Origin of the sequence: Sediminispirochaeta smaragdinae DSM 11293 (genome assembly GCF_000143985.1) — a bacterium.
GTDB classification, from domain to species: Bacteria; Spirochaetota; Spirochaetia; order DSM-16054; family Sediminispirochaetaceae; genus Sediminispirochaeta; species Sediminispirochaeta smaragdinae.
Map to the genome: position 1 here is coordinate 1,296,095 of NC_014364.1, position 24,613 is coordinate 1,320,707.

Annotated in this window: 18 protein-coding genes; 9 read left to right on the top strand and 9 right to left on the bottom strand. The window is 47.8% G+C overall.

Going from position 1 to position 24,613, the window contains the following annotated elements; all coding sequences use genetic code 11:
- Positions 1-258: 258 nt before the first annotated feature.
- From SPIRS_RS06170 to SPIRS_RS06210, 9 genes are all read left to right on the top strand, one after another.
- Positions 259-1,644: an extracellular solute-binding protein gene (locus SPIRS_RS06170; protein WP_013253817.1), complete on the top strand. Its 1,386-nt coding sequence runs from the start codon at positions 259-261 to the stop codon at positions 1,642-1,644.
- Between the two features lie 89 nt (positions 1,645-1,733).
- Positions 1,734-2,621 (top strand): ABC transporter permease subunit, encoded by an 888-nt coding sequence (locus tag SPIRS_RS06175; RefSeq protein WP_013253818.1) that lies wholly within the window; start codon positions 1,734-1,736, stop codon positions 2,619-2,621.
- Positions 2,614-3,477 carry a carbohydrate ABC transporter permease gene (locus SPIRS_RS06180; RefSeq protein WP_013253819.1) on the top strand — a complete coding sequence of 288 codons (864 nt, stop codon included), beginning with the start codon at positions 2,614-2,616 and terminating at the stop codon, positions 3,475-3,477. Before SPIRS_RS06175 ends, SPIRS_RS06180 begins: the two co-directional genes overlap by 8 nt.
- A gap of 3 nt (positions 3,478-3,480) precedes the next feature.
- The gene (locus SPIRS_RS06185) at positions 3,481-4,551 is read left to right on the top strand and encodes a GntR family transcriptional regulator (RefSeq protein WP_013253820.1); all 1,071 of its coding nucleotides are present in this window, start codon (positions 3,481-3,483) and stop codon (positions 4,549-4,551) included.
- The gene (locus SPIRS_RS06190; RefSeq protein WP_148224039.1) at positions 4,535-6,001 is read left to right on the top strand and encodes a CehA/McbA family metallohydrolase domain-containing protein; all 1,467 of its coding nucleotides are present in this window, start codon (positions 4,535-4,537) and stop codon (positions 5,999-6,001) included. The genes SPIRS_RS06185 and SPIRS_RS06190 overlap by 17 nt, the downstream gene beginning before the upstream one ends.
- 1 nt (position 6,002) lies before the next feature.
- On the top strand, positions 6,003-8,090 hold the full coding sequence (locus tag SPIRS_RS06195) for a DUF5054 domain-containing protein (protein ID WP_013253822.1): 2,088 nt from the start codon (positions 6,003-6,005) through the stop codon (positions 8,088-8,090).
- Positions 8,087-11,167, top strand: a complete 3,081-nt coding sequence (locus tag SPIRS_RS06200; protein WP_013253823.1) for an alpha-mannosidase — start codon at positions 8,087-8,089, stop codon at positions 11,165-11,167. The genes SPIRS_RS06195 and SPIRS_RS06200 overlap by 4 nt, the downstream gene beginning before the upstream one ends.
- A 268-nt stretch (positions 11,168-11,435) precedes the next feature.
- A complete protein-coding gene (locus tag SPIRS_RS06205; RefSeq protein ID WP_013253824.1) occupies positions 11,436-13,772 on the top strand; it encodes an FAD-binding protein in 2,337 nt (778 codons plus the stop codon).
- A gap of 274 nt (positions 13,773-14,046) precedes the next feature.
- Positions 14,047-14,634 carry a TetR/AcrR family transcriptional regulator gene (locus SPIRS_RS06210; RefSeq protein ID WP_013253825.1) on the top strand — a complete coding sequence of 196 codons (588 nt, stop codon included), beginning with the start codon at positions 14,047-14,049 and terminating at the stop codon, positions 14,632-14,634.
- Between the two features lie 103 nt (positions 14,635-14,737).
- On the opposite strand, the gene SPIRS_RS06215 is transcribed toward SPIRS_RS06210, so the two are convergent.
- The 9 genes from SPIRS_RS06215 to SPIRS_RS06255 form a co-directional block, all read right to left on the bottom strand.
- Positions 14,738-16,012, bottom strand: coding sequence for a family 4 glycosyl hydrolase (locus tag SPIRS_RS06215; RefSeq protein ID WP_013253826.1), 1,275 nt, complete (start codon positions 16,010-16,012; stop codon positions 14,738-14,740).
- Entirely contained in the window at positions 16,009-17,403 is a 1,395-nt protein-coding gene (gene melA / locus SPIRS_RS06220) for an alpha-glucosidase/alpha-galactosidase (protein ID WP_013253827.1), read from the bottom strand. The genes SPIRS_RS06215 and melA overlap by 4 nt, the downstream gene beginning before the upstream one ends.
- A gap of 15 nt (positions 17,404-17,418) precedes the next feature.
- On the bottom strand, positions 17,419-18,393 hold the full coding sequence (locus tag SPIRS_RS06225; protein ID WP_013253828.1) for an aldose 1-epimerase: 975 nt from the start codon (positions 18,391-18,393) through the stop codon (positions 17,419-17,421).
- A 10-nt stretch (positions 18,394-18,403) separates the two neighbouring features.
- A complete protein-coding gene (gene mglC / locus SPIRS_RS06230) occupies positions 18,404-19,429 on the bottom strand; it encodes a galactose/methyl galactoside ABC transporter permease MglC (RefSeq protein WP_013253829.1) in 1,026 nt (341 codons plus the stop codon).
- Positions 19,430-19,444: 15 nt separating this feature from the next.
- A complete protein-coding gene (locus SPIRS_RS06235; RefSeq protein ID WP_013253830.1) occupies positions 19,445-20,947 on the bottom strand; it encodes a sugar ABC transporter ATP-binding protein in 1,503 nt (500 codons plus the stop codon).
- Positions 20,948-21,010: 63 nt separating this feature from the next.
- Positions 21,011-22,048, bottom strand: coding sequence for a galactose ABC transporter substrate-binding protein (locus SPIRS_RS06240; RefSeq protein ID WP_013253831.1), 1,038 nt, complete (start codon positions 22,046-22,048; stop codon positions 21,011-21,013).
- A gap of 195 nt (positions 22,049-22,243) precedes the next feature.
- Positions 22,244-23,467: an ROK family transcriptional regulator gene (locus SPIRS_RS06245; protein WP_148224040.1), complete on the bottom strand. Its 1,224-nt coding sequence runs from the start codon at positions 23,465-23,467 to the stop codon at positions 22,244-22,246.
- 113 nt (positions 23,468-23,580) lie between these two features.
- Complete coding sequence (locus SPIRS_RS06250) at positions 23,581-23,910, bottom strand: branched-chain amino acid transporter permease (protein ID WP_013253833.1); 330 nt, start codon at positions 23,908-23,910, stop codon at positions 23,581-23,583.
- Positions 23,907-24,596, bottom strand: coding sequence for an AzlC family ABC transporter permease (locus SPIRS_RS06255; protein ID WP_013253834.1), 690 nt, complete (start codon positions 24,594-24,596; stop codon positions 23,907-23,909). The genes SPIRS_RS06250 and SPIRS_RS06255 overlap by 4 nt, the downstream gene beginning before the upstream one ends.
- Between the last annotated feature and the right edge of the window lie 17 nt (positions 24,597-24,613).

Consider the following 24,613-nt stretch of genomic DNA (forward strand, 5'->3'; position numbering starts at 1 on the left):
AAGAAGCGTTGTTGTAACAAGTTCACGGGTTTGGGGAATCGTGGTAAATCAAGATACCGGACTAAATGGAATATGCATCAAAATGTAACCTTATTTTTATATAAATTCAGAAAAAGTAATAAATTAGATAATAACTATTGTTTATTTGAGTAATATATTTCTATTACACAAGTAATTATTTTTTAACATAGAAAATATAATAATAATTTGACAATAATATAAAACGGTCTGATAATACGAGACCTAAGGAGAGGTGACATGAAAAAACAGCTATTTTTATGTAAGGGCTACGTGTTGGTGCTGCTGCTTGCGGTATGTGCCCTTAACCTTTGGGCGCAAGGAGAGAAAGAAGAAGAGAAGGTGATCTGGGTTACCTCCGTTCAAGGCGGCCGGGAACCTGAGGAAAATGTTCTATTTGAGAATGAGGTCAAGCGTTTGACAGGGGTCGAGGTATCCATGATCAAACCGCCTTCCAGCGAGTACAGCACAAAGTTGACGGCGATGCTGGCAACGGGAGAACCCCTTGATATTGTCTACATCGATTCTTCCCTGATGGCAAGCCTGAAAGACCAGGATCTCTTTGAACCACTTACCGATAGGATCGAGGCGTCGAAAGTCTTACATGATCCTTCGATTATCGATCCGGCCGAATGGGAACGCATTCGTGATAAGGACGGGGAGATCTACGGGGTATTTAATAAATTTGAGCAGGGAACCTTACCGATTATCCGGTACGATTGGCTTGAGAATCTGGAACTGGAAGTGCCGACCACCTTGGATGAATACTACAGGGTATTGAAGGCGTTTACCTTTGACGATCCCGACGGCAACGGAGAAGACGATACCTATGGCCTCGCCGTCGGTTATAGCCTTTACGATCTCTCGAGCCTCTTCGGTGCCTACGGTCTTGCCCGGGGCTTTGTAAAAGATGAGACGGGAAACCTTTACTCCCCGTATGCCACGGAAGCGGCAATTCCTGTCTATGAATTCCTGGCCAGATTATATCGAGAGGGAATCCTTGAACCGAATTTCATTACAAACAAATCTTCCAATTTTCGCGACATGTTCATGACCGGTAAAGCCGGCATGACCTTCTACTGGGCCGCATGGGTGGGCCTGTTTAATCAAACGGTAAAGGCTGAACGGCCCGATTCTCCGTTCAAGGCCAGAGGCATTACTCCCCCCAAGGGGCCCGATGGAACGATCATGTGCCGTGCGGGCAACGACGGCCTTATGGCTATCCCACGGGTATCAAAACATAAAGATGCGGCATTCAAGGTGATTGAGTTTTGGCATAGCTATGATGGAAATATCCTCTCGACCTTGGGCATAAAAGATCATGATTACACCTTTGATAATGGGACTTATGAGCTGACCGAGCTGGGCAAGGCCCATGCCATGGATCACGGTGCTCCACAACCGAAGTCTCTTGCCTGGGTAAATCCCTTTGGCGAGTTAGAAGGATTTGAGAAGGCGGCCGAAATTGTCAGAACATATGGAAAGCCTCAGTATGTTACCGCATACGACAAACAGTGGGAAGAGATATCGCGGGCGGAAGCCGCTAAAATCATTCTGGGAAAGATTTCTCCCGAAGAGGGAATCGCAAACATGAATAAACGCTTCGAACAAGAAGGCATATTCTAAATATCAAAATCTCACGTACCATCATTATTGTATCGCAGTGTGCTTGTTTCTTTGAGCACACTGCATCGCATTATATATAAGGAGAGGATATGAAGAGGCGGAGTGCATTACAGCAGCAGTTCAATCGATATAGGGTACTTTACCTCATGATTCTTCCGACGTTGCTTTACTTTATTCTCTTTTCAATATTTCCGCTTGCCGACGGAATCAAGATGAGCTTTCAGGATTTTCGTTTCGTCGGAGCAAGCTCCTTCGTCGGCATAAAAAATTACCAGAAAATGTTTACAACCCCGGGCTTTTGGAACGTCTTCGGTAATACGCTTATCCTGGGCTTGAGCAATGTTGTTCTAACGGCCTTCGTTCCCATGGTTATTGCCTTGTCTCTAAATGAGGTGGTGCATTTGCCGCTCAAGCGGGGCTTTCAGTCTATTCTCTATTTGCCCCACATCCTTTCATGGGTTGTGGTCGGGGGAATCTGGACCTTCATTCTTGCGCCCGGCGGATTGGTAAATAACATCGGTGCGATCTTTGGGAAAGAATCGGTATACTTTTTGGCTATTAGTTCCTATGCCAGAGGACTTTTTATCGGCATTAATCTTTGGAAGCAGGCCGGCTATGTTTGTATTCTCTACCTGGCGGCGATCGCCGGCATCAATCCCGCCGTTTATGAGGCCGCCCTGATAGACGGTGCCAACGGATTCCAGCGGGCCTGGTTCATTACGGTTCCCGAACTGGTCAACACCTTGAAAGTCGTTCTGCTGCTGAATGTTATGGGGGCCTTGAGGATTTTCGATCAGGTGTATGTCCTGCGAAACGAGGTTATAGCCGAAAAGGTAGATGTTCTTATGTACTATGTCTATACCCATGGTTTGGAGAAATTCAATATCGGATATGCATCTGCAGTCTCTATTTTTATCTTTTCAGTTACCTTTGTTATTACCCTGCTTGTGAGGAAGGTTTCGAAATACCATGTCTAACTACCATATGTTCCGATCAAGAAATATATTTCTTCTTTGCAATGTGCTGTTTCTCACGCTGCTCGCCATGACCATGATCGTTCCCTTTTTGAATGTTCTGGCGGTTTCATTTTCGACGGACCTCGAATCATACGAAAATACGATTAAGCTGTTTCCCAAGACCCTGAGCCTCAGCGGATACGTGAACCTGTTCCGGCGCGTCGCCATCCTGACTCCCTTGCTGAATAATACCTTCGTAACGGTAATCGGTACCCTCTCCCACGTACTGCTCTGCTCCATGGCCGGTTTTGTTCTGATACGCAGCAGCTTCCCCGGCAAGAGCTTTGTGGTGCTTCTTGTCACGATCCCGATGATGATTCCCTTTCAAATGATTATCATTCCGGTCTATGTAACCATGAAAAAGATCGGTCTGATCGATACCCTTTGGTCTCTGATCCTCATTGATATCGTTTCGACCTTCAGTATCTTTCTGATGAAAAACTATTTCGAGGGAATTCCACGCTCCTTGGAGGAGTCCGCAATTATAGAGGGAGCAAACGAATGGATCGTGTTTTCCAAGGTGTATCTGCCCCTGGCAAAACCGGGGATAGCAACGATAGCCATCTTTCAGTTCGTCAGCAGGTGGAACCATTTCCTCCCCGCGGTCTTGTTCATCAACTCAACGAAAAAATATACGCTTCAGATAGCTCTGAAAAGTCTGGTTGTCTCTTCAGAGCTTACCAGTACGACGCAATCTGTCGCCAATAATGCAAGGATGGCCGGTATCGTTGTCTCTGTCATCCCGTTGCTTATTGTGTACATCTTTGCGCAACGCTATTTTACAACAGGTATTATGGTCGGCTCGGTAAAGGAATAGATGATGAAAAAATATGAACAGGTTGAACACTATATTCTCGAGAAGATCGAAAGCGGTAGGTTTCCGGTGGGAAGCAAGATTCCTTCCGAAGATGAGCTTATTGAACGGCTCCAAGTGAGTAGAAATCCCGTACGCCGTGCCCTTGAAAATCTGATGAAGGATGGGGTGGTCTATAAGATTCAGGGGAGCGGAAGTTTCGTCAAGGATGTTTCCATACCCCAGGCAATAGACCTTTATGCCATTCTCCCATCCGAAAGTTTCAATCTCGAGTCAGCCATCATCGAGGGGATGAGAAAGGCCCTTGACGATAATCACCATAAGCATGTCCATCTGATCCTCCAGCGTCCGGGAAAGAATACCATGGAACAGATCGACATTCTCAATCTCATCCCTAAGGATCGTAAGGGGGGGATTATTTTTCTACCCGCCGTTTCCGTCAATCGTGCCGCCAATCGTCTTCTTGCCGCGAATATCAGAAAATTCGAAAAGGCACAATTTCCGGTTATTCAGGTGGACAACTACATTCCGGAATATGAGGGTAACTACATCATCACCGATCACCGCAAAGCGTCCTGTCAGATGACGGAATATCTTTTGTCGATGGGGCATAAGCATATTGCGGTCCTCTATCAGAATCAGCATAAGCCGTCGGTGAAGCTTCGGCTGCAGGGAATCAAACAGGCGTATGAGCAGCAGGAGATAGCTCCGACCATGCTACACCGCTTTGATCTTTCCGGAAAACCTATCACCAGAGAGTTCGTCGAAGAATTGCTTGAGAGCGGCTGCAGCGCAGCCTTTGGGCTTGAGTGTGGTTTTATCTACGATCTGTATCGGCAGTGCCTCTCTATGGGACTGGAGATTCCCAAGGACCTTTCTCTCTGTTCATTCGACAACCATAGCTATCCCCCTTCAGAGCGCGATTTTTTTGCCGCCGTCATTCAGAAGCTCAATACCATCGGATACTATTCCGTACAAATACTGCTTGATTTAATCAACAAGAAAACCCAGGGCAATATTGAATTGCTGATCAATGCACAGCTACATCAAGGACGAAGCATTGGAAAAATTACTTAGATATGCCGACTACCATTTCCATACCGCTTATTCAGATAACAGGGACCGTGCCACGATACGGCAGATGGTTGATGCTGGATTAGCCTGCGGCATTACGGCATTCGGGACAGGTGATCACAACCATAATCTCAGCCTCGAAAGCTGGACGAGACAGCGAGCCGAAACGGAAAAGCTGGGAAGCCTGATTCCTGATGTCTCCATTGTAAATAATTGTGAGATCACATTTCGAATCGGCCATGCCCTCGTTATTGAGCCCTCCCGTATCGAAGGCTCTGCACGAGAGGGCTTTTTCTATCTCTTATCCGGCCAAAAGCAAAACCTCGTTATTGTAAACCATCCCTATCTTCCTTCGGATAGGTTCCGGGGCACCTTCCTTCCCCATGCGGCAGGTATCGAGGCCATAAACGGCTCCACACTCAGGAGCTTGTTACGGGATGGGGTCCTCGATGCCTGGATCGAAGATGAGTCACAGGACTCCCTTATCGCATACCCTCATATCGCCTGTTATGCCGCGTATCTCGATCGGGGCTTTCCTGTGAGTGTTCTTGGAAACAGCGATGCCCATACCGTCGATGAGATCGGTCTGGGGGTTACCGGTTTCATCGACGAGAGCTGCAGCAGGAGTATCCGCAATTGGAACACCTTTGCGGCGACGGATACCGGGATCGCACTCCATTGGCGTTTCGACAAAGAAGGGGGGAGGGTGGACTACAAGGCGCTTTGCGACGGCGGACCGGTCCCTGTCCAGTGGTATCGGGGCTCCCTGCCTCTCGGTCTCTTTCCTGCTTCCGGTTCCCTTGACCTTACTACGCCGGGATTATATTGGTTCGGATTTCACCGCCATACCCGCTTTGCGCTCTCCTCGCCCATTGCCGTTGGCCAACCACCCTCCCTCTCTGGAGACGGAAGCTACAATCATCTGTGGGCCCTCTATTATAACTGTGTGAACGAGGAGAAGGTCTCTCATCCGATTTGGTTCTACGGTTCCGATAAGAGCCGATTCAAAAACCGTGAGGGGGCAGAGGTATCTGTAACATTCGCTTTTGTCGAACATGATGTGGTCATCGATAAATCCGGGCCATTATCCATTCTGGATGAACTCTATCTTTGGCTTGATCGCAATGAGATTCATGAATATCGATTTTTCGATCTGCAATATCTGCTTGATCGGGGGACCTTATCGGTAAAGGCCCACCTGATTCCCAGCCTCCTGATCGAAGATAAACAGGCGGCCAACCGATACCGGGAGGCGAGCGATGCCATCCGCACAATGCGGGAGCAGGCAAGAGGAGCCGAAATCTATATAGATGTACTTCCGCTCTTCCGGCTTGAAACAGAAGCGTCTGATTTAGTGGCTGAAGATCCTGTTTATCACGTAACCAGCCATATCGTGTCGGATGTAGGAACCGGCAACCTTACTCAGAAATTCTTTGATGATATACAGGAATAACATGGACACCACGAAGCAAACTCACGTTCACATCGTTTTTAAATCACATCTTGATATTGGATTTACCGATCTGGCTCATCAGGTCGTTGATCAATATCTCCATTCGTATATACCGGCGGCCCTCGAATTGATTGAGATGCTGGAAGAGGTTCCCGATGTCGATTTTTCCTGGACCACCGGATCCTGGTTGATCCAGCGCTTTTATGCATCTGCTACAACTTCCTGGAGATCTCGACTTGAGAAGGCGATAGCCGCACATAAGATCCACTGGCATGCGCTTCCCTTTACCATGCATAGCGAACTTGCCACGGTGGATTTGTATAAAGAGGGGCTTGAAATTTCTAAGGAGCTGGACAGGCGTTTTGATAGGCACACCATCGCCGCGAAATGTACGGATGTACCCGGTCATACGAAGGCGATCGTTCCTTTACTCAAAGCGTATGGGATCGAATACCTGCATATCGGTATTAATGCGGCCTGCTCCCCCGCAGAGGTTCCTGAACTTTTTCGTTGGCACGCTGACGGAAAGGAGATCATTGTCAATTACCAATCGGGATACGGGAGCATCACCGAATTTGATCCGGCGCATACAGTCTTATATTTTTCACATCAGCACGACAATGAACGACCTCCTTCGATTGGAGAGCTGAAAAAGCTGTATGAAACAATCCGTTTGCGATATCCCGATGCCCGTATCATCGCTTCGGATCTTTCAAGTTTTGCAGAAACGATTCTTCCCTTTGCCGGGCAGCTTCCCGTGGTAAAGGGCGAAATCGGGGATACCTGGATTCACGGCGCCGCTTCCGATCCCTTGAAGGTGGCAAGGTACCGTGCCCTGGCACGTTCTATTCCACAAATAAGAGAAACGGGCGATCCGGGAGAGCGGACGTTCACAAGGACCCTGCTGCTTGTTCCTGAACACACCTGGGGTATGGACCAGAAGCGTTTTCTTCCCGATTTCCTTTCCTGGAGCAAACCGGCGTTTCAAGCCGCCAGGAAGCGTGATCTCATACCGCAAGATACGCTGCAAGAGGGTGTGCTAAGCTATACAAAGATTCCGCTTTCCTTTTATGACGAGCTCAAAGGCCGGTTGAGTTATCGCCTTTTCGAGCGCTCGTGGAAGGAACAGCGAGGCTATCTTGAGCAGGCGGTGGCGGCCTTGCAAACCGATCGTGCCCGGGATATAGCCTCAAAGGCCCTGAGAGAAACGGAGCCGAAGTGGCCGGATAACAGGGGCTTCACCCATTCGGAAGAGAAAAGAAGTTTTTCTTCAGGGAAGTGGCAGATTGAGGTAGACGCTGCAACGGGGGCCCTGCTTCGCTGTTATCACGGCGGCTCACGGCTTGAGCTTGCATCCCCCGGGGAACCCTTTTGCCGATACCGATACCATGTCCACGATCACAGGGAGTTTTCCCGGTTCTTTTCCTCCTATCTTCTGCCCGACGAGAGCCATCACGAGTGGTCTCTGCCCGATTATACAAAGCCGGGCCTCTCCCGGGTCGCCGACCTGCGATCTCTTCAGTTCCTTCCTATCCGGGCCGCCATATGGTATCGCGAGGGTGAAGAGTGCTTTACACTTCATGTATGTACGCAGATGCCCGAGGAGGCGGTAGAGACGTACGGGGCGCCGGCGGAGGTGGCTCTCTCTTATCAGTTTAGCCACAGAAAACCGACCTGCCTGGCGGCGCTTCACTGGAGGAAGAAAGAGGCATCCAGAATTCCTGAATCCTCATGGCTTGAATTCCATCTGCCTAGCTGCTTTCAGTCACTCAAACTCTCGAAAATGGGAATGCAGATCGACCCTGCCGAGGTCGTTCGGCAGGGAAATCGAGCTTTGCATGCCATAGACGACCACCTCGATATCACGCTGCGCGATAGGCAGGACCTTTTGCGGGTTTGCTCTCTCGATGCTCCGGTGGTTTCCCTCGGTCGGCCGAGAATTCTGGAGTTCGATCGCATGCTTCCCGATCTCCGGCAGGGAATCTTTTTTAATCTTCACAATAACCTTTGGGGGACCAATTTCCCGATGTGGTATGATGATGATGCACTATTCCGTTTCTCCTTTTCGCTGACAGAGGAGCAGACATGAAAAAGACAAACCATACGATCTTTCCTCAGCTTATCGGGGAGCGTATTTCGGCATATGCAAAACGTGCGGCGGAGAAGATGTGGGTGTTGCTTGAAGAGCCGCAATTCTCGATTCAAATAGGGGCGGCCGAAAGTGAAACACCGGAGACGCTTCGGTATCGTCCCCTGAGACAGGGAGAAATCTATGCCGAATGGGGCTGGGGCGGTTTGTGGGGATACCTTACACTTCCGAAGGCTCTTGACGAAGATCCTCGCTATCTTTTCCTTCGGATACAGGGAGAGTGTACCATCTATCATCGGGGTGTTGCATACGCCGGTATCGATACGGCTCACCCCTATGCACGGATCCCGGAAGATGCGAGCGAGCTATACGTTTGGTGCGGAACCTATCAGACGGGGCTGTGGATGAGAGAAGGAGAAACGCAGTTTCCCTTTCCGATCGGAAGATCACTAGTGTACGGCGGAGCCTCTCTTGTCAAGAAAGATCCCTTGTACTGGGAATTTTATCACAGGCTCTCGTTTCTGGACGACCAGGTGACCACGCTTCTGGCTGAGTATGGAATCAGAAATAAAACGAACGAATACCATACAACGCTTCACCGCATACCGCCGGGCCTTAGAAGGCTGCTGCAAACCGCTGCAAAGGCTCTTGATATCTATGATCGCTGCGGAGCATCCGAGGCCTTGAAAGCGCTTCGCTCCACGGCTGCCTCTTTTCAAGGCGACTTTTTTTCCGGTCGTATTGCCGCCGTGGGAAATTCCCATCTCGATTTGGTATGGCTCTGGCCAAGGTCGATCACACATAAAAAGAATATTCATACCGCAAGTACGCTGGTCCGGCTTCTTGAGACCTATCCGAAGATGCGTTTCACCTTCAGTCAGCCCTATTTAATCGAGCAGCTAAAAGACGAAAGCCCGGCACTCTATTGCCAGATGCGACATTTCATAGAGAATGGCAGGCTCGAGCTTACCGGAGGGATGTATGTAGAGTCGGATACCCTGCTGCCCTGCGGGGAAGCACTTGCCCGTTCTTTTGTGCTCGGTCAACAATTCTTCCTCAAGGAGACCGGCACTTACTCCACCATTCTTTGGCTTCCCGATGTGTTTGGATATAGTCAGTCGATTCCCCAGATTGCCGTCGCTGCAGGCTGCCGCTATTTTTTCACAACAAAACTCTCCTGGTCTGCCCTTCATCGCTTCCCCTATACCAGCTTCATCTGGAGTTCCCCGGATGGATCACAACTGATAGCCCATCTATCACAGGTCGGCTATGAATCGCGGGCAAATTGCGGGGAACTTCTACAGTGCAGCTATACCAATCAACAGGCGGGAATCTGGGACACCTCCTTGCTTACCTATGGCTTTGGAGACGGTGGCGGGGGCGTTACCGAGGAGCAGTGTGAACGGATCGCCCTTGCTGAATCCGCCCCCGGCATTCCTGTAACGTATCCTTCACGAGCCGATGATTTTTTCCGGGAGCTTTCCATATATGCGGATGATCTTCCCGTCTATAAAGGTGAACTCTATCTCGAATATCACCGTGGATGTTATACCACCGCCCGCACGATGAAATCTGCATATCGGAGTGTGGAGAAGGGCTTGCAAACCCTTGAGGCCGCCGCCTGCGCGGCTGGAACTCGCTATGATACCGCAGCTTTTTGGAAACGGCTTGTTTTTATGCAGTTTCATGATGCGCTTCCGGGAAGTAGCATATCCGAGGTCTACAAAGAGCTGATTCCCGAGCTTCTTTCGACGGCCGAGGAGCTTGCGCATGAGGCAGAAACCTTACTCGAAGGTGAGGGACAATTCCTATCATGCTTCAATCCCCATGCCGTCGATACGATCCATCCGATTTCCTTGTCGCAAGAAGAGCTTGGGAAAATTCAGAAAAGGGATGGAGGAGTTCCCTGGCAGCTCCTCTCTGACGGCTCTTCGATCTCGCTGCTGCATCTGGAGGCTTTGGAGGGCAAGCGGATAATCCTGGATTCGAAGCCTCTCGACTCCGCATTGCTGGGGAGAGCGCTGCAGACCGATCCCTATTCGGTCGCGTTGGACCAGGTGCGCGTGGAATTTTCCCGGGAAAGCGGAATGCTTGCGGCTCTTGAGATAGAGGGAATACCGCTTCTGGTTCGTGAAGGCTTTTTCTCGTTGCATGCAGACCGTCCGAGCGATTTTGAGGCATGGGAGATCGACTATCATAGCTCCTGGGGAGAGAGGGTTGACGCTTCTGGCTCCCTTACCGTGACGGAATCGGGGCCGTTGATGGTTCAGATTACATCCTCAATATCGATCGGTGCGGAAAGCAGCATGGATGTCCGTTACACACTGTACAAGGACCTGCCCTATCTGTTTATTTCCCTCGATATCGATTGGCGTGAGCGCTATTCCCTCCTTACGTATACCATCCCGACCGGATATAAGGGGCGATGGGCACGATTCGGAACCCCTTTCGGCAGTATCGATCGCTCGGCCCAGAGCGGTTCGACGGAACATGAGGCCCATTGGGAGGATCCTGCAAGCCGCTGGGCGGCAATTACCGACGGTATGGGCCGGGGGCTTGCCGTGATATCAGAATCTACCTATGGGTGGCGGATCAGCGATGGAGATCTTCGCCTTTCTCTGATCAGGTCCGTTCACTCTTCCGACGATAAGAATCCCGGCGTCTCTACCGACTTCCCTGATATCGGCCGTCATACAATTCGCTTTGCCATTGGTACATATCAAGGCCGCTGTTCGGACGGCCGTCCGAACAGTGCGCAGGCCGCCGATCTTTTGTATACTCCTGCATTGACCTACACCGGCGACGGGATAGCAAGCTTCCTGCACTGGATCGACACTGGCTCCCTGGCTGTCGGATGGATAAAAGAGTGCGAAGAGGCGAACGGTATCATCATACGGTGTCATGAATGTGCGGGCGCGGAAGGGGTCGCAAAACTCTCCTTTTCTTTACCTTACGGACTGGCGGAGTTCGTCGACCTGCTCGAACGTCCACAGAGCGAATTAGCGATTGTCCGAAACCAGGTGTCGATACCCTATAAGCCCTATCAATTGATTTCACTTCGTCTTTCTTTTTTGTAGTGTTCCGAATCCTGGTGATACACATGCCATTTTGCAGGTAAAATACTTGCTTTTATGCTGTTGCTTACTTTTTTTAGGGTATGGCTTTTCAGTTGGTTGTGTGAAAAGGAATTACGTTTCCCCAACCACCAGGATTCGGAACAGTAGATAAAGTGGCCGTGCAAGCCACTTGCAAGCGCGATATATGGATGATAAAATATCGATATATAGTGAATGAGCGTTCACTCACTATATATCAATCTTTATAATGAGGGAGTGGAGAAACAAAATGAGAAAGATAATCTCTTACATCCTGGCGGCTGTATTACTGCTGGCGTTTGCGGGGTGCGGCGGAGGTTCTACATCGGCTGCTAAGGAAGGCAGCTATACACCGGGTACCTACACCGCGACTGCAAGTGGGATGGGTACAGTGGCCGTCACAGCTACTGTTGATGCAAACGGCATAACGGAGGTGGTTCTCGACCTCTCCGACGAGACCGAGAGTATCGGGCAAGTTGCTGGTGATACACTGAAGCAGCAGATCCTTGATACGCAAAGCGAGGCAATAGATGGAGTGACCGGTGCCACCGTTACCTCCTCAGCCGTAAAGTCGGCTCTTGGGGATTGCCTTAAGCAGGCAAGGGGAGACACATCCACAGCTGAGGCTAAAATGGCTCCGGGCAGCTATTCCGCCGAAGCCTATGGTTTCAACATAGGCTGGACAGACAAAGTGGCGGTTACCGTCAGCGACAGTGCGATCCTTTCCATTGCCTATGGTGACGATTGCGGAGACACACCACCTATGCTGGATACCGTGGAAAAGAGGCTTTTTCCACGTATCATTGAGGCCCAGTCTGTGGGCGTTGATGCTGTTACCGGTGCTACTGCCACCAGCAGTGCTGTCAAGGCGGCGGTAAAAGCGTGCCTGATCCAGGCGCTGGCTGCCGGCGGCTCAGATGAAAGCGCCATCGCAAAATTTTCGGCTGTCCCTAAAAAGAACGGTGGCAACGAGACGCTCAACACACAGGTGCTTGTCATCGGAATGGGCGGATCAGGTACATATGTCGGCCTGCGTGCTGAAGAAGAAGGCGCGGATGTACTTACCATTGAAAAGCAGGGACGCTACGGCGGCACCACCGCTTTGACCTCTGAAATCATGTCTATCAATCCTAATCGTATCAAAGCGGCGTACAACAACGGCAAAGACTTCTGTGATGAGGACGCCATGTATAAGGCATGGCTTGCCTATGTAGATGGAGACGCCAAGGTGGACATGATCGACCTGTTCTTCGCCAATTCCGGAGACGCCCTCGACTGGCTCGCCTTGGATCACGACATCCTCTTCGACTTTGATCCCAAGGTCGGTTTCACGCCTGCAGACGTTTACAAAGTGAAGTTCCAGTGGTACCCCAACACAAACCCCGATGCTCCGGGTGTTTTTGGTGCAAATAAGGCTGAGATTGCCGCCGACTTTGACAAACTGGTTTCGGACTTCACCGCCCTGGGCGGGAAGTATATGTTGGAAACCGAAGCGTATGAGCTGATCTATGATGGAAATGGCGCGGTCATAGGTGCGAAAGCCAAAAATCTGGTGGACGGTACCGTGTATACCATCAATGCTGATGCCGTGGTTCTCGCCACCGGTGGTTTTCTGGGCAGCAGTGAGATGACCCAAAAGTATCTCTCCGACAACTATTATCCCCTTAAGGGGGCATGGAATATGTACGGTAGCTATGGCAACGACGGTAAGATGATCGAAAATGCCATAGAAAACGGCGCAGCTACCTATAATATCGGTATGCCTCCTGAAGTGCATATGTCCGGGTCCGCTAAATTTATTCCTGCAAGCTACGGCTATGAGATACATGAGATCGAAGGTGCGATCGGCAGATTCTCCGGCGTACAGCGCGTCTGGTCTGTTGCCGATTTGCCCATGTACCTGGGTATTTCCGGCAATAGTCTGGCAGTCGGACGGGATGGTAAGCGTTTTACCGCAGAAACGGGTGTGGCCATGCTCGATCCGTGGATTGCGGGGCCGAACTATTACAGCATATGGAGTACCGATCAAATCAACGATATTAGGGATAATGGCTTTAGGTATGATATGGATGGCGTGGCGGCCGCGTTCTTAGGCTACCTGGGCGCTATTCCACAGGGAACACCTCTTCCTGAAGCCTACGATGTTTTGGATACTGCCATAAAGCTTGGATATGTGTATAAGGCCGATACGATTGAAGAACTGGCCCAAAAGATCGGTGTTGATCCCGCCGCTCTGACCGCCACCGTGGGTACCTACAACGGCTATTGTGCAGCGGGTGAAGATAAAGATTTCGGCAAAGACCCCGGCTATTTGGAAGCCATCGGCGACGGCCCCTATTATGCGGTCAAGATGGCCAGCTATAGTTACTGCACCTGCGCAGCCCTGGATGTGAATAGCGACCTGCAGGTACTTGATACCAATGGGAATCCCATCGACGGCCTGTTTGCTGTTGGTGGCGACAGCATGGGAGTACTTTTCAGCGACAGGAAACCCTATGTGACCTTTGGCGGCGCAAATAACGGCTGGGCGCTTACTTCGGCGTATATCTGCGGCAAGACCGTTGCAGACCACGTGGGAAGCAAGTAATGCCCGGCATAGGACCTAAGCGGTCCTGAAAAGTAAGCGACTGCTGCAAACTATAAGGAACAAAGTTTCCCGGATAGTGCGTCTGACGCTTTTGTTCTTACCGTAAGGGGCTGTCTCATCAATAGGTGAGGTAGCCCCTCTTTAAATTTACCTACTGTTCCGAATCCTGCAATCACCAGGATTCGGAACAGTAGATCACTTCCAAGAAACAAACTGGAATAATTATGAGACAGCAAGTACTATGAAATAAATCCTTAGGTACGGGAGATACATCATGATAATAATGCCCACGGATGATACAAAGACCCGCATTATGAAGAGTACTATCCTTCTTTTTAACGAGTTTGGCCCTATGGCGCCTATGTCCAAAATCAGCGAAAGGGCGGGAGTTGCCGGGGGAACGCCATACAAGTATTTTAAGACCAAGGAAATGTTACTTCTTGAGACCTACTATTATGCTCGTAACAGCATAGAAAAAATAAACCGGAACGACCCGCTGGCACAAACATCTGCCGAAGGCATTATCAAGGTCATTATTTTAGACATACTCCGCTGGTCCGCTCTTTATTCGGATGAGCACCAGTACGTGGAAAAGTACGAAGATTCGGTATGCTATAATTACTTCTCTGAGGAATTCTCAAAACTGTACGTGGGCGTGATCAGGGAACTACATCTTTGGGAGCGTATTAGAAATGATGTGCGAGAAGACATCCCTGAAGTAGTTATCAGCAGGATTATCTCTGTTCATTGCAGCGTATTTAGCCGCTACATGAGTAATTTTACTATGGACTTGGATGCTCCTGAAACGAAAGCGTTGATGGAGGCCTCGGCCGATTCCATTTGGAACAGCATAAAAAAATAAACCGACGAATCGCCGTGCATGCTAACCATTCACTCAAACAGAAGATATATACCCCTATTGATGAAAACGTTCTTCATCAATAGGGGTAATAGGGTTTGTTTGTCTACTTCAAATATCCAAGATACTCTTTTTGTTGAGATATCACTTCATCAAGCAGTCGTTCTGTCTGAAGAATACTATTGTTGGTGGTATCGACCAGCAAGGCCTGCAGGGCAAGTTCTCTGGACTTTTGAATAGCAGCTTCGGCACAGACTCTGAGAACACCGATTCTGTTGCAAAGTAGTGAGGAGAAGCCCAGGGGCATGACATCATTGACATCGGTACCTTGTATCCCCTTGCCATCTACTGTGCCAGGAACTTCGACGATAGTATCCTCTGGAAGTGCTGATATATATCCTTTGTTGAGAATATTGACTGCAAGTTCTTCGTGACCGTCGTTGGTAAGTATCCCCTCAATAATTGGTACTACCCTCCAGTATTCCTCGGGGAGTGTGCCGGATTTGACTCTGTTGTACATGTCTACTTGGTGTCCAAGGCATTCTTTTTTGTAGTTTGTATAAAAATCCATTACCCCGACATGGTCGGCGACTTCTTGGGCCCAGTGTATATATTCGCTAAAGTGACTGTCTGTTGTAATCGGTATTTTTCCGAAATACTTGATAATGTACATGAACAGTCCGCGTTCCAACGTTCCCTCAAAATACGGGATGCCTTTCTCCAGAATTTCCGGCATTGCATTACTGCCGTCTTTTCTATATGTGGCGTCAAGAAGGCAGCTGAAATGATTAAGCCCTCCGGCCCTGATATGAAGTTCTTCAAAGGGAATATCAAGAATCTTTGGCAGATGGATAACAAGGGATGAGACCTCATGACAAAGACCTACAATGTTTATGTCTGGATACTTTCTTACAACAGCAGTCATTATATTCGTCATGGGATTGCTTAGGTTCATTACCAGAGCATCGGGACATATATCCATGACATCGCTGCAAATATCCAAAATGGGGGGGATGATTCTAAGTGAATGGAAAATTCCGCCGGGCCCTCCGTTTTCTCCATAGACCTGCTTAATTCCGAACTGCTGTGGAAGGTGCCAGTCCATTTCCCATAATTCATATCTGTCGCCAATCTCGATTGAAATCAATACAAAATCAGCACCTTTAAGAGCCTCTTTCCTCTCGGTTGTCGCCGATATGGTGTATTGTAACCCGTTGTCACTGATGTATGCCTTGGCGACCTTTTCGACTTCTCCAAGGGCAACGTGGTTAATATCGACTAACGCTACTTCACAGCCTTCAAGTACCTTGCTTTTAAAGATGTCTCCAAGTGCTCCCAATCCAAACATGGCGCTTCCCGCACCTATCAATACAATTTTCATACGTTACCTCGCTTCATGAAATAAGGAATCATTTCGCCGTGGGCCTCAAACATTTCATCTACCATCGGTTTCATATCATCCAGCCGTACCATTGATACCGCTATCGGATCGAGCATAACGGCATGATAGATATGTTGCTTATCGTTGTCTAAAACAGCATCGACGGTGAGCATTTGTACACTGATGTTTGTCCTGTTGTAGGCCGCAAGCTGTTCCGGAAGCTCACCGATGTAGGTCGGCTGCACTCCATTTCTGTCTACGAGACAGGGGACCTCGACGCAACAGGATGTGGGAAGATTCGTAATAAGCCCGGTGTTCAAAACGTTTCCGTTTATCGTACTTTTCTCTCCGGAGACCATGGAATGAATGATAAAGCCTGCATATTCTTGGGACGTATCAACATGGAGTTCCCTTCCGGAGTTGATGGTCTTTTTTACTTCTTCGAACTCTTTGAGGATTAACCGGCACCTCCTTATATATTCATTGACAGGAATCTTATACCTGTCGATAAGCTTTTGGTCTTTTAGAAAATAGGGACAATATTCGGCATTATGCTCACTGGATTCCGTTACGTAATAGCCTAACCGAGCAAGCATTTCAAAGCGAACTTTATCCGTTTCAAAGGTTTCTGCCGCACTCTCTTTGAAGTTTTCTCGGAACCATGAATCATTTCCTTTGTATGCATACAAATGTTCAGGAACAAAAGATGGGTCCTCATCAATCTTTTGTTTCAGTTCGTTGAGTCGGGGGTATAGGTCCTCACCCTTTTGCTTTAATTCCAAGAACCATGCCTGATGATTAATACCAGCAACCTTATACTGCAGTTCGTCATACGGAATATTCAGGTATAAGGCCAGCTGCTTGGAGGTCGTCTGTACACTGTGGCAAAGCCCCACATAGTTGACCTCGGGATATTTCCTCTGAACATAAAGGGAGAGCATTGCCATGGGGTTGGTATAATTCAAAAGGACTGCATGTGGGCTGTATGTTAAGATTGCCTGACACAGCTGGTCCAGCACGGGCATTGTCCTCAGTGCCCTGAAAATCCCACCGACACTCATTGAATCAGCTATGGTTTGCTTCATCCCGTACTTCTCGGGAATCTCGAAGTCAATACGTGTAGATGCAAATCCACCTACCTGGACCATGTTTATAATGAAATCGGCCCCTTTTACTGCCTCGTCGATACTCTGTGTCGTTTCAATGAAAGCCTTTCCATTTCGCTGTTTGATAAACATCCTTGCGACTTTTTCCGTAAGAGCAAGCCTTTCAGGGTCTATATCTTCAAGACAAAAACGGCAGTCCGACAATTCCGGAAACCCGAGAATATCCACCATGAGCTGTTTGGAAAACACCACACTTCCAGCTCCAATTAATGAAATTTTTACCATTGTGCCTCCTGATTCTTAATAAAACTCGAAACCAAAAGAGACGGTCCCTTCTTTCTTTTCTCCGGGGGGGACTGTTAAAAGATGGGCCGCTTCTCTAAAGCCTTTGTTATCCAAATTCACGGCATCTGTAGAACACGTTTGTTTCTCAACACAGAAAAATGGTTTGCCTTTTGGGGTAAAGACCTGCATATGGGTAAAATCCTCGGTAGAGTCCATGTAAATCCTCAACCCTATAGCCGGATAGTCGATGTACACCCGCTCTCCCGGAATCATCCCGGTATAGCAATTATCCAAATCGAGTTTGCTGGGCGGTACCGGATTTCTTAAATCGAAATTCTCCCCCTCTACATCAAGAAGCCTTCCTGTCGGAAGCAGATCGTCCGTAAGATCCATCATATATGTGGCAGGGACCCTGATGAAGGAATCCTTGTCACCGCACAGTTTCTTAAAGAAGGTATGATAGGAAATACCATAGGGCATCTCTTCTTTTCCATGATTTTTTACTTCGTAGGTAATGGTACATCCCTTTTGTGTCACCTCAAAGATTACACAGAGGGTGTGGGGAAAAGGAAAGCCTTCAAAAATCGGATGCTTTGTGTTGATATCAATCCATGTCTTAAGGCTTACCCCTGTTTCTGTAACAAGAGGTTCATCGCATTCCCATTTCTCATCGTACACAAGTGAATGAAGAAATACAGGAATTCCGTGCTTTTGGTGCCAGTAGTGCTTTCCCCGGAATTCGTAAAAGCAGTTTCTCAATCTGTTAGGGAAGGGATATAAAATCGGGTTCCCCGTGTAATATGAGCGTAACGAAAAATATGTATCATAGTGCACTACTTCATACTCATCCACTCGAAAGCAATAAAGATTGTTGCCCAGTGCAGGTGATACCTTAATTAGTACATTGTGTTCATGTTCTGATTCTTTCTTATAACCAAGAAGATACGATGTTTCTTCTTCGATTTTTTCAGTGTCATAGTAAAAAGCCATCACAGTTCCTCTATTGTCTCTTTACGTATTTCTGAGCATCAACGGCGACCGCCAAAATGACGATTGCCCCCTTAATGATGTAGAGCATATAAGGGCTTACGCTTATATAGACAAGACCATAGTTGATAACCTGGAAAATAATTACTCCAATTACAATACCTAGAATATTTCCAACCCCTCCGAGTAACGACACTCCGCCGACGACACAAGCTGCTATGGCATCAAGCTCGTAGCCGTTTCCAAGATTGTTGGTTGCACTTCCGGTTCTTCCTACTTCGAGCGCGCCGGCAAAGCCATAGAGAAAACCTGCGATTAAATAGATAATCAAGATTGTTTTATGGATGTTAACGCCGGACACCTTTGCCGCTTCTTCGTTATTTCCTATTGCAAAAAGGTGCCTGCCAAGTTTTGTTTTGGTCCATATGAACCACATCAGCACGGCGATGATGGTGGCGTAGATGATCAGGTACGGGATACCGAGTACTTCGCCCTGAGCAAAGTTGGTAAATGAATCCTTGAGTGATCCCACTGGCGAGGCGCCGCATACCTGCTCATAGTAGGTTGAAGTGAGCCCGTAAAGGATCATTTGCATTCCCAAAGTTGCAATAAATGCCGTTACAGATAGTTTTGTCACAACGAGCCCGTTCACCAGGGAGATAAGTCCGCAGATCAGAGTCACAAGAAGCACGGGTACAATCACTGGTATATCAAGCCCGGGGAAGACAATATTGGGATTATCCAGTACCTGCATCATGGATGCGGAAATTACGGCCGACAGGCCTACAAACCGACCTATCGCAAGATCACATCCTGCCAGGACGATTATTCCGGCTACCCCCAATGCCAGAATCATTCTTGTTGAAGCCTGGGTAAAAATAAATTTGAAGTTTTTGAATGATAAAAAGGTTGGATCAATTGCAGTAATAATTATTATAAGGCTGGCCAAAACAATGTAGATGGCATTGTCCATAAGCTTTGCCCGTATCTTTCTTCTTCGCTTGATTTTTTCTATCTGTTCATTTGCCATTCCATCCATGATGACAACAACCTCCTATAAATATTTCGCCGCTAACTTGAGAATTTCTTCCTGGTTGGTTTCTTTTGTATTCACTATTCCCGCCACATTCCCGTTGCTCATAACCAGTATTTTGTCGGTAACGCCAAGCAACTCCGGCATCTCGGATGAAATCATGACCACCCCCTTGCCTTCGTTTGCTAATTCAATGATAAGTTGGTAAATTTCGTATTTAGCGCCGACATCTATCCCTCTTGTCGGTTCGTCAAGCAGCAGAATATCCGGAGACGTGAGCATCCATCTGCCGAAGAGCACCTTCTGTTGGTTGCCACCGGACAGGTCCACCATATGGGTTTCTGCAGACGGTGTTTTTACCTTTAATGCAGTAATCACTTTCTCGACATCATTCTTGATTTTTCCCTTGTGCAAGACGCCATGCCTGCGGTATCCGTCCATATTTGCTATTGTTATGTTGTCCTTCACACTCAGCCCTGGAAAAATACCGTTGTACTTTCGTTCCTCGGTAAGCAAAGCAAAACCGTTTTTTATTGAATCCGCAGGAGACTGGTTGTTGCAGAGGCTTCCTCTGAGCTTTATTTCTCCGGTTTCTCGTTTTCGATAGCCAAAGAGGCCTTCCACAACCTCGGTCCGCATCGACCCTTCAAGTCCTGCAATTCCGAGAATTTCCCCTGCCCTTAGGGAAAAGGAAACATCTTTTACCAATGGTGAATAGGTTAAACTGAGGTGCGATACCTCCATGAGGACACTGCCTGGTTTATTTATCTTCTTTGGAAAACGATTATTGAGTTTGCGGCCTACCATAAGCGTGATGATGTTGCCAATATCAACTTCGGTGATAGGTTCAGTTGCAATCCATTTCCCGTCTCGCATTACCGAAACTTCATCGGCGATACTGAAAATTTCTTCAAGCTTATGCGATATATAAATTATTCCGCACCCTTTTTTCCGCAGTTTTTTTATTACCCTGAATAAGTGAGCCACTTCCTTCTCCGAAAGCGATGAAGTCGGCTCATCCATCACAATTATCCTGGCGTTGTAGGAAGATGCCTTGGCTATCTCCATCATCTGTCGGTCCGAAACAGAAAGCTTTTCAACCTTGACGAGGGGATCGATATTAATTTCAAGTTCTTCAAAAATTCTTTTGGTCTCTCTGATCATCTTTTCTTCGTCGATAACAAGGGGGTTTTTCATGGGAAATCGCCCCAGCCACAGGTTGTCGATCACTCTCAGCCTTCCCACCTGGTTCAGCTCCTGGTGGACCATTGTTATCCCATGGTCCAAGGCCTGTTTTGGATTTTCAAAGCCGACCTTTTTTCCTTCCAACTCGATGGTACCTTCATCGGCGTGATATATTCCAAACAGGCATTTCATTAAAGTCGATTTGCCGGCCCCATTTTCACCAACGAGGGCATGGACCGTTCCCTGCCGGACCGCCAAATCGACTTTATCCAGAGCCTGTACTCCGGGAAATGACTTGGAAATTTTCTTAATACGTAGAAGTACAGGATTGCTATCCATAAATTCCGACTCCATAAAAAAGGGTACACATGGAAATGCCATGCGTACCCGAATCATCATTGTCTATTTATATGCCGCTATGGCATTCTCAAGATTATCAACGGTGGTGATTTCGCAAGCTACTCGTATGTCCTTGCGATCACCAAGGGTATAATCGGTCCCGTAACAAATATCTCTTCCCTTTGCTGCATTTACGGCCATGGCATATGTTGCCAGCCCAAGAGCCTTCGGGTCATTGAGAATTGTTCCGAGCATCTGGCCTTTCTTTATAAGCTCAACGGCTTCGGGAAGCCCGTCAACGCCCACTACCGGCATGTACTTTTCGCCGGTGAAATATCCTGCACTCTTGAGGGCTTCAACGGCGCCAAGAGCCATTGCATCATTGTTGCAAATAACGAACTCTATGCTGTCACCATGTTTTGCAAGCCAGGTTTCCATGAGCTCTTTGCCCTTTGAAGCATCCCACATTCCCGTCTGAAGTTCCAATTGTTCGATACCTATTCCGGCTTCCTTGATGATTTTGGGAGGTTCTGAAGTTCTTACCTCTGCATCCGGATGTCCGGGTTCTCCCTTGAGCATGACATACTGGATTTTTCCGTCACCGTTCTTGTCCCATTCGGGATGAGTTTTCCATTCATTGACGATCAGGTGGCCTTGCTGAATCCCGAATTCCGCTGAGGTAATTCCCGCATACCAGCATTTGTCATAACCCATGATGACATCTCTTGCCGGTTCTTTATTGTAGAAGATGATGGGAAGACCTGCTTTTTTTGCCTTTTCGCAAACGGTTTTTCCGGCAGCCGGCTCGACCAGATTGACTACCAGACAATCCACACCTTTATTGATATACGTATCGATCTGATCATTTTGCTTTGCTTGATCGTTCATTGAGTCACAGATCTGATAATCGACTTCTCCGTTTTCTTCGCACGCGGTCTCTATGGCTTTGCGTACAAATGACATATAGTTATCGTCGTATTTATATACCGTAATACCTAATTGGGGCTTTGCGTTTCCGGTAGCCTCACTTGACCCATTTGCAAAAACAGCAATAGAGCAGATCATCAACAGTGCGGAACCGATTGCAATTACCTTCTTCATCCTTTCCTCCCTGTATGAATAGATTTCATACTTTATTTATCAATTAAAATATGTCTCGAGGTTGTTATTGGTAAACTATTGCAATAGTTGCTTTATTATAGGTCTACATAACGATATTCGCAAGAACTTTTTTCATCAATTAAAAAAACAATGGTCATATCTACAATACTATCATGGATAGATACTTGCCATGCTTTATTTATTTAGAGACTGAAGAAAGTTTTCCTCAAGAATTTTATCGACAACAAGAGCAGCCGCTCCTATATCCCCCCTGCAACCGACAAAAGACGACCTAAGTATCTTCACGTTTTTATTACATTCATGCATCGATTGTCTGATAACGGTTTCCCTGACATCCTCTTTAAAATAATCCCATGCCAGCGATAGCTTTCCTCCAATGATAATTGCTTCGGGATTAAAGAAGTTGATAATATCTGCTGACGCAACTCCGATATACATCCCAACTTTCGATAGTACCTTTTTACAAAGGTCGTCTCCCTTTTTAACTGCTTCCAGGACGATATCGAAATCAATTAAGTTAAGAGGTTTATCCCCAATGATGTCTGTAATATATGAAGGATATCCGAGACGTATCTGGTCGACAATCTCGCCTACAATACGGGGAATGGCCGCCACGGTTTCCAGGCACCCGTAGTTCCCACAGATACATTTCGATCCATTTTCCTTGACATGGATGTGTCCTATCTCACCGGCTGCATATCCGCTGCCTCGAAACAGCTTTCCATCCACCATGATCCCTCCCCCGACACCTTCATCCAAACTGAGGAAGATAAAATTCTGAAGGCTCCTATATTTTCCGAACCACTTCTCGGCTAGGACCATGACTCTTGCATCATTGTCTACTAAGACGGGTATGTGAAACTCCTCTTCTACAAGGGTTTTTATATTGATGTAGTGCCAACTAAAGTAGGGGGCAAAGATGGAAATGCCTGAAGAATAATCTACCACTCCATGCATACCTATGCCGATTCCGCAAATTTTTTGATTATTGTTCCATATCGCTAATATTTTTTTTATTGAAAACAAAATAGTTGAAAGGATACTATCCTTCGAAATGGGCAATGTGTACTTATCCAGTCTGGAATCTATCACTTCGCCTTTGAGATTGACCAGGGATGAAAGTACCGACTCCTTCATAACGGTAATTCCGACAGCCGCAAGCGAGTCCTCATTAATCTCAAGCATTATGGGCTTTCTTCCACCAGAGGAGTCGCCTTCCTTTCCAAGCCGGATATAATTCATTCGGACGAGTTCTGCAACGTTTGAGGAAACAGTTGCAGGGCTCAAATGGAGCTGTTTTGCAAGCTCCGCCCGTGATATGGTTTCATTTTCCCAGACTTTTTTGAGAATCTTTCTTCGATTGTGGCTTTGTTCTCTCGAATTTCGTTTTAGTGTCATATTGGAATTCATTATACACAAAACCGACAACAGATAAATCACAATAGTGCACTTACTTGTTTAAAAGCTTTATATAGTGTCCGGAATCGTGGTGATTATCATGCCGGGGCCTTTTATCCCCAAAAATGGAGCATTGCCATGTAGAGTGCGGTTCCTCCGAGAATACTGAGGAGGGACTGGCGGAATATGACGTGCAACAGTGCAACTGCCCCTGCGGCAAGCCATTGCATCCAAACCTCCGCATGGCCGAGGTCGCCGCTTACCGGGAGACTGGTAAAGACCAGGATGGTCATAACCGCTCCGGGAATCAAACGTGCCCCTGCGATGAGCTTTTGAGGCGGCTTTCTTTTTGCAAAGAGCAGGAATGGGAATGCTCTGGTGATTTGAGTTGCCAGGGTCATAACGAGAATTCCGATAATCAGATAGAGGGTGTGTTGGCTCATGCAGCATCCTCCCGTCGAGGCAGGAAAAAACAGCCTGTCGTAGAGATAAGAATCCCAACGAGCAGGGTTTGCTCTTTAAAGCCTGCGAGATTGAGCAGCACCGCGCTTATGAGAGCGATGAGAAATGGTCCCGGCCTTTTGAGGGAGCGTATCTGCTCCACCAGGAGCACCACGAAAAGGGCGGTAAGGGCAAACTCGATTCCTGGGGCGTCCCAGGAAATCTGTGTACCGAAAAGTGCACCTGCCGTGCTTCCTATCACCCACCACGATTGATTAAAGAGGGTGATAAGAAAGTCGAAGGATTCACGATCGACCCCTTCCGGTGGCCTTACCGTGGTCAAAAGTGCGTAGGTCTCATCGGTGAGGCCGAAAATCAGGTAGAGCTTAAAGCGACGAAAATGAGAAAACCTGTCGAGAAGGGAAAAGCCGTAAACCGCATGGCGGGCGTTAAGCAGCAAGACAGCAAGACCCATTTCAATAGGGGAGGTCCCCGCGCCGAGTAAACCAATGGCCAGAAATTGTGCCGCCCCGGCAAAAATGAAAATTCCCATGATCGGGGACCAGTACCAGGCCATCCCCGATTTGACCAGGAGAAACCCGAAGGCAAAACCGATAGAGGTGTAACCGAAAAATACCGGTGTCGTTGCCGAAAGCGCCGCTGTCACTGTTTTTGCTTGCTTTGTCATGGTGAAAGGGATGATAC

Coding starts and splice junctions, on each gene's coding strand:
- melA (WP_013253827.1), bottom strand. CDS start 17,403: ATGGTAAAAATTTCATTAATTGGAGCTGGAAGTGTGGTGTTTTCCAAA.
- SPIRS_RS06185 (WP_013253820.1), top strand. CDS start 3,481: ATGAAAAAATATGAACAGGTTGAACACTATATTCTCGAGAAGATCGAA.
- SPIRS_RS06180 (WP_013253819.1), top strand. CDS start 2,614: ATGTCTAACTACCATATGTTCCGATCAAGAAATATATTTCTTCTTTGC.
- SPIRS_RS06205 (WP_013253824.1), top strand. CDS start 11,436: ATGAGAAAGATAATCTCTTACATCCTGGCGGCTGTATTACTGCTGGCG.
- SPIRS_RS06195 (WP_013253822.1), top strand. CDS start 6,003: ATGGACACCACGAAGCAAACTCACGTTCACATCGTTTTTAAATCACAT.
- mglC (WP_013253829.1), bottom strand. CDS start 19,429: ATGGATGGAATGGCAAATGAACAGATAGAAAAAATCAAGCGAAGAAGA.
- SPIRS_RS06200 (WP_013253823.1), top strand. CDS start 8,087: ATGAAAAAGACAAACCATACGATCTTTCCTCAGCTTATCGGGGAGCGT.
- SPIRS_RS06245 (WP_148224040.1), bottom strand. CDS start 23,467: ATGACACTAAAACGAAATTCGAGAGAACAAAGCCACAATCGAAGAAAG.
- SPIRS_RS06225 (WP_013253828.1), bottom strand. CDS start 18,393: ATGGCTTTTTACTATGACACTGAAAAAATCGAAGAAGAAACATCGTAT.
- SPIRS_RS06240 (WP_013253831.1), bottom strand. CDS start 22,048: ATGAAGAAGGTAATTGCAATCGGTTCCGCACTGTTGATGATCTGCTCT.
- SPIRS_RS06255 (WP_013253834.1), bottom strand. CDS start 24,596: ATGACAAAGCAAGCAAAAACAGTGACAGCGGCGCTTTCGGCAACGACA.
- SPIRS_RS06235 (WP_013253830.1), bottom strand. CDS start 20,947: ATGGATAGCAATCCTGTACTTCTACGTATTAAGAAAATTTCCAAGTCA.
- SPIRS_RS06210 (WP_013253825.1), top strand. CDS start 14,047: ATGATAATAATGCCCACGGATGATACAAAGACCCGCATTATGAAGAGT.
- SPIRS_RS06250 (WP_013253833.1), bottom strand. CDS start 23,910: ATGAGCCAACACACCCTCTATCTGATTATCGGAATTCTCGTTATGACC.
- SPIRS_RS06215 (WP_013253826.1), bottom strand. CDS start 16,012: ATGAAAATTGTATTGATAGGTGCGGGAAGCGCCATGTTTGGATTGGGA.
- SPIRS_RS06170 (WP_013253817.1), top strand. CDS start 259: ATGAAAAAACAGCTATTTTTATGTAAGGGCTACGTGTTGGTGCTGCTG.
- SPIRS_RS06175 (WP_013253818.1), top strand. CDS start 1,734: ATGAAGAGGCGGAGTGCATTACAGCAGCAGTTCAATCGATATAGGGTA.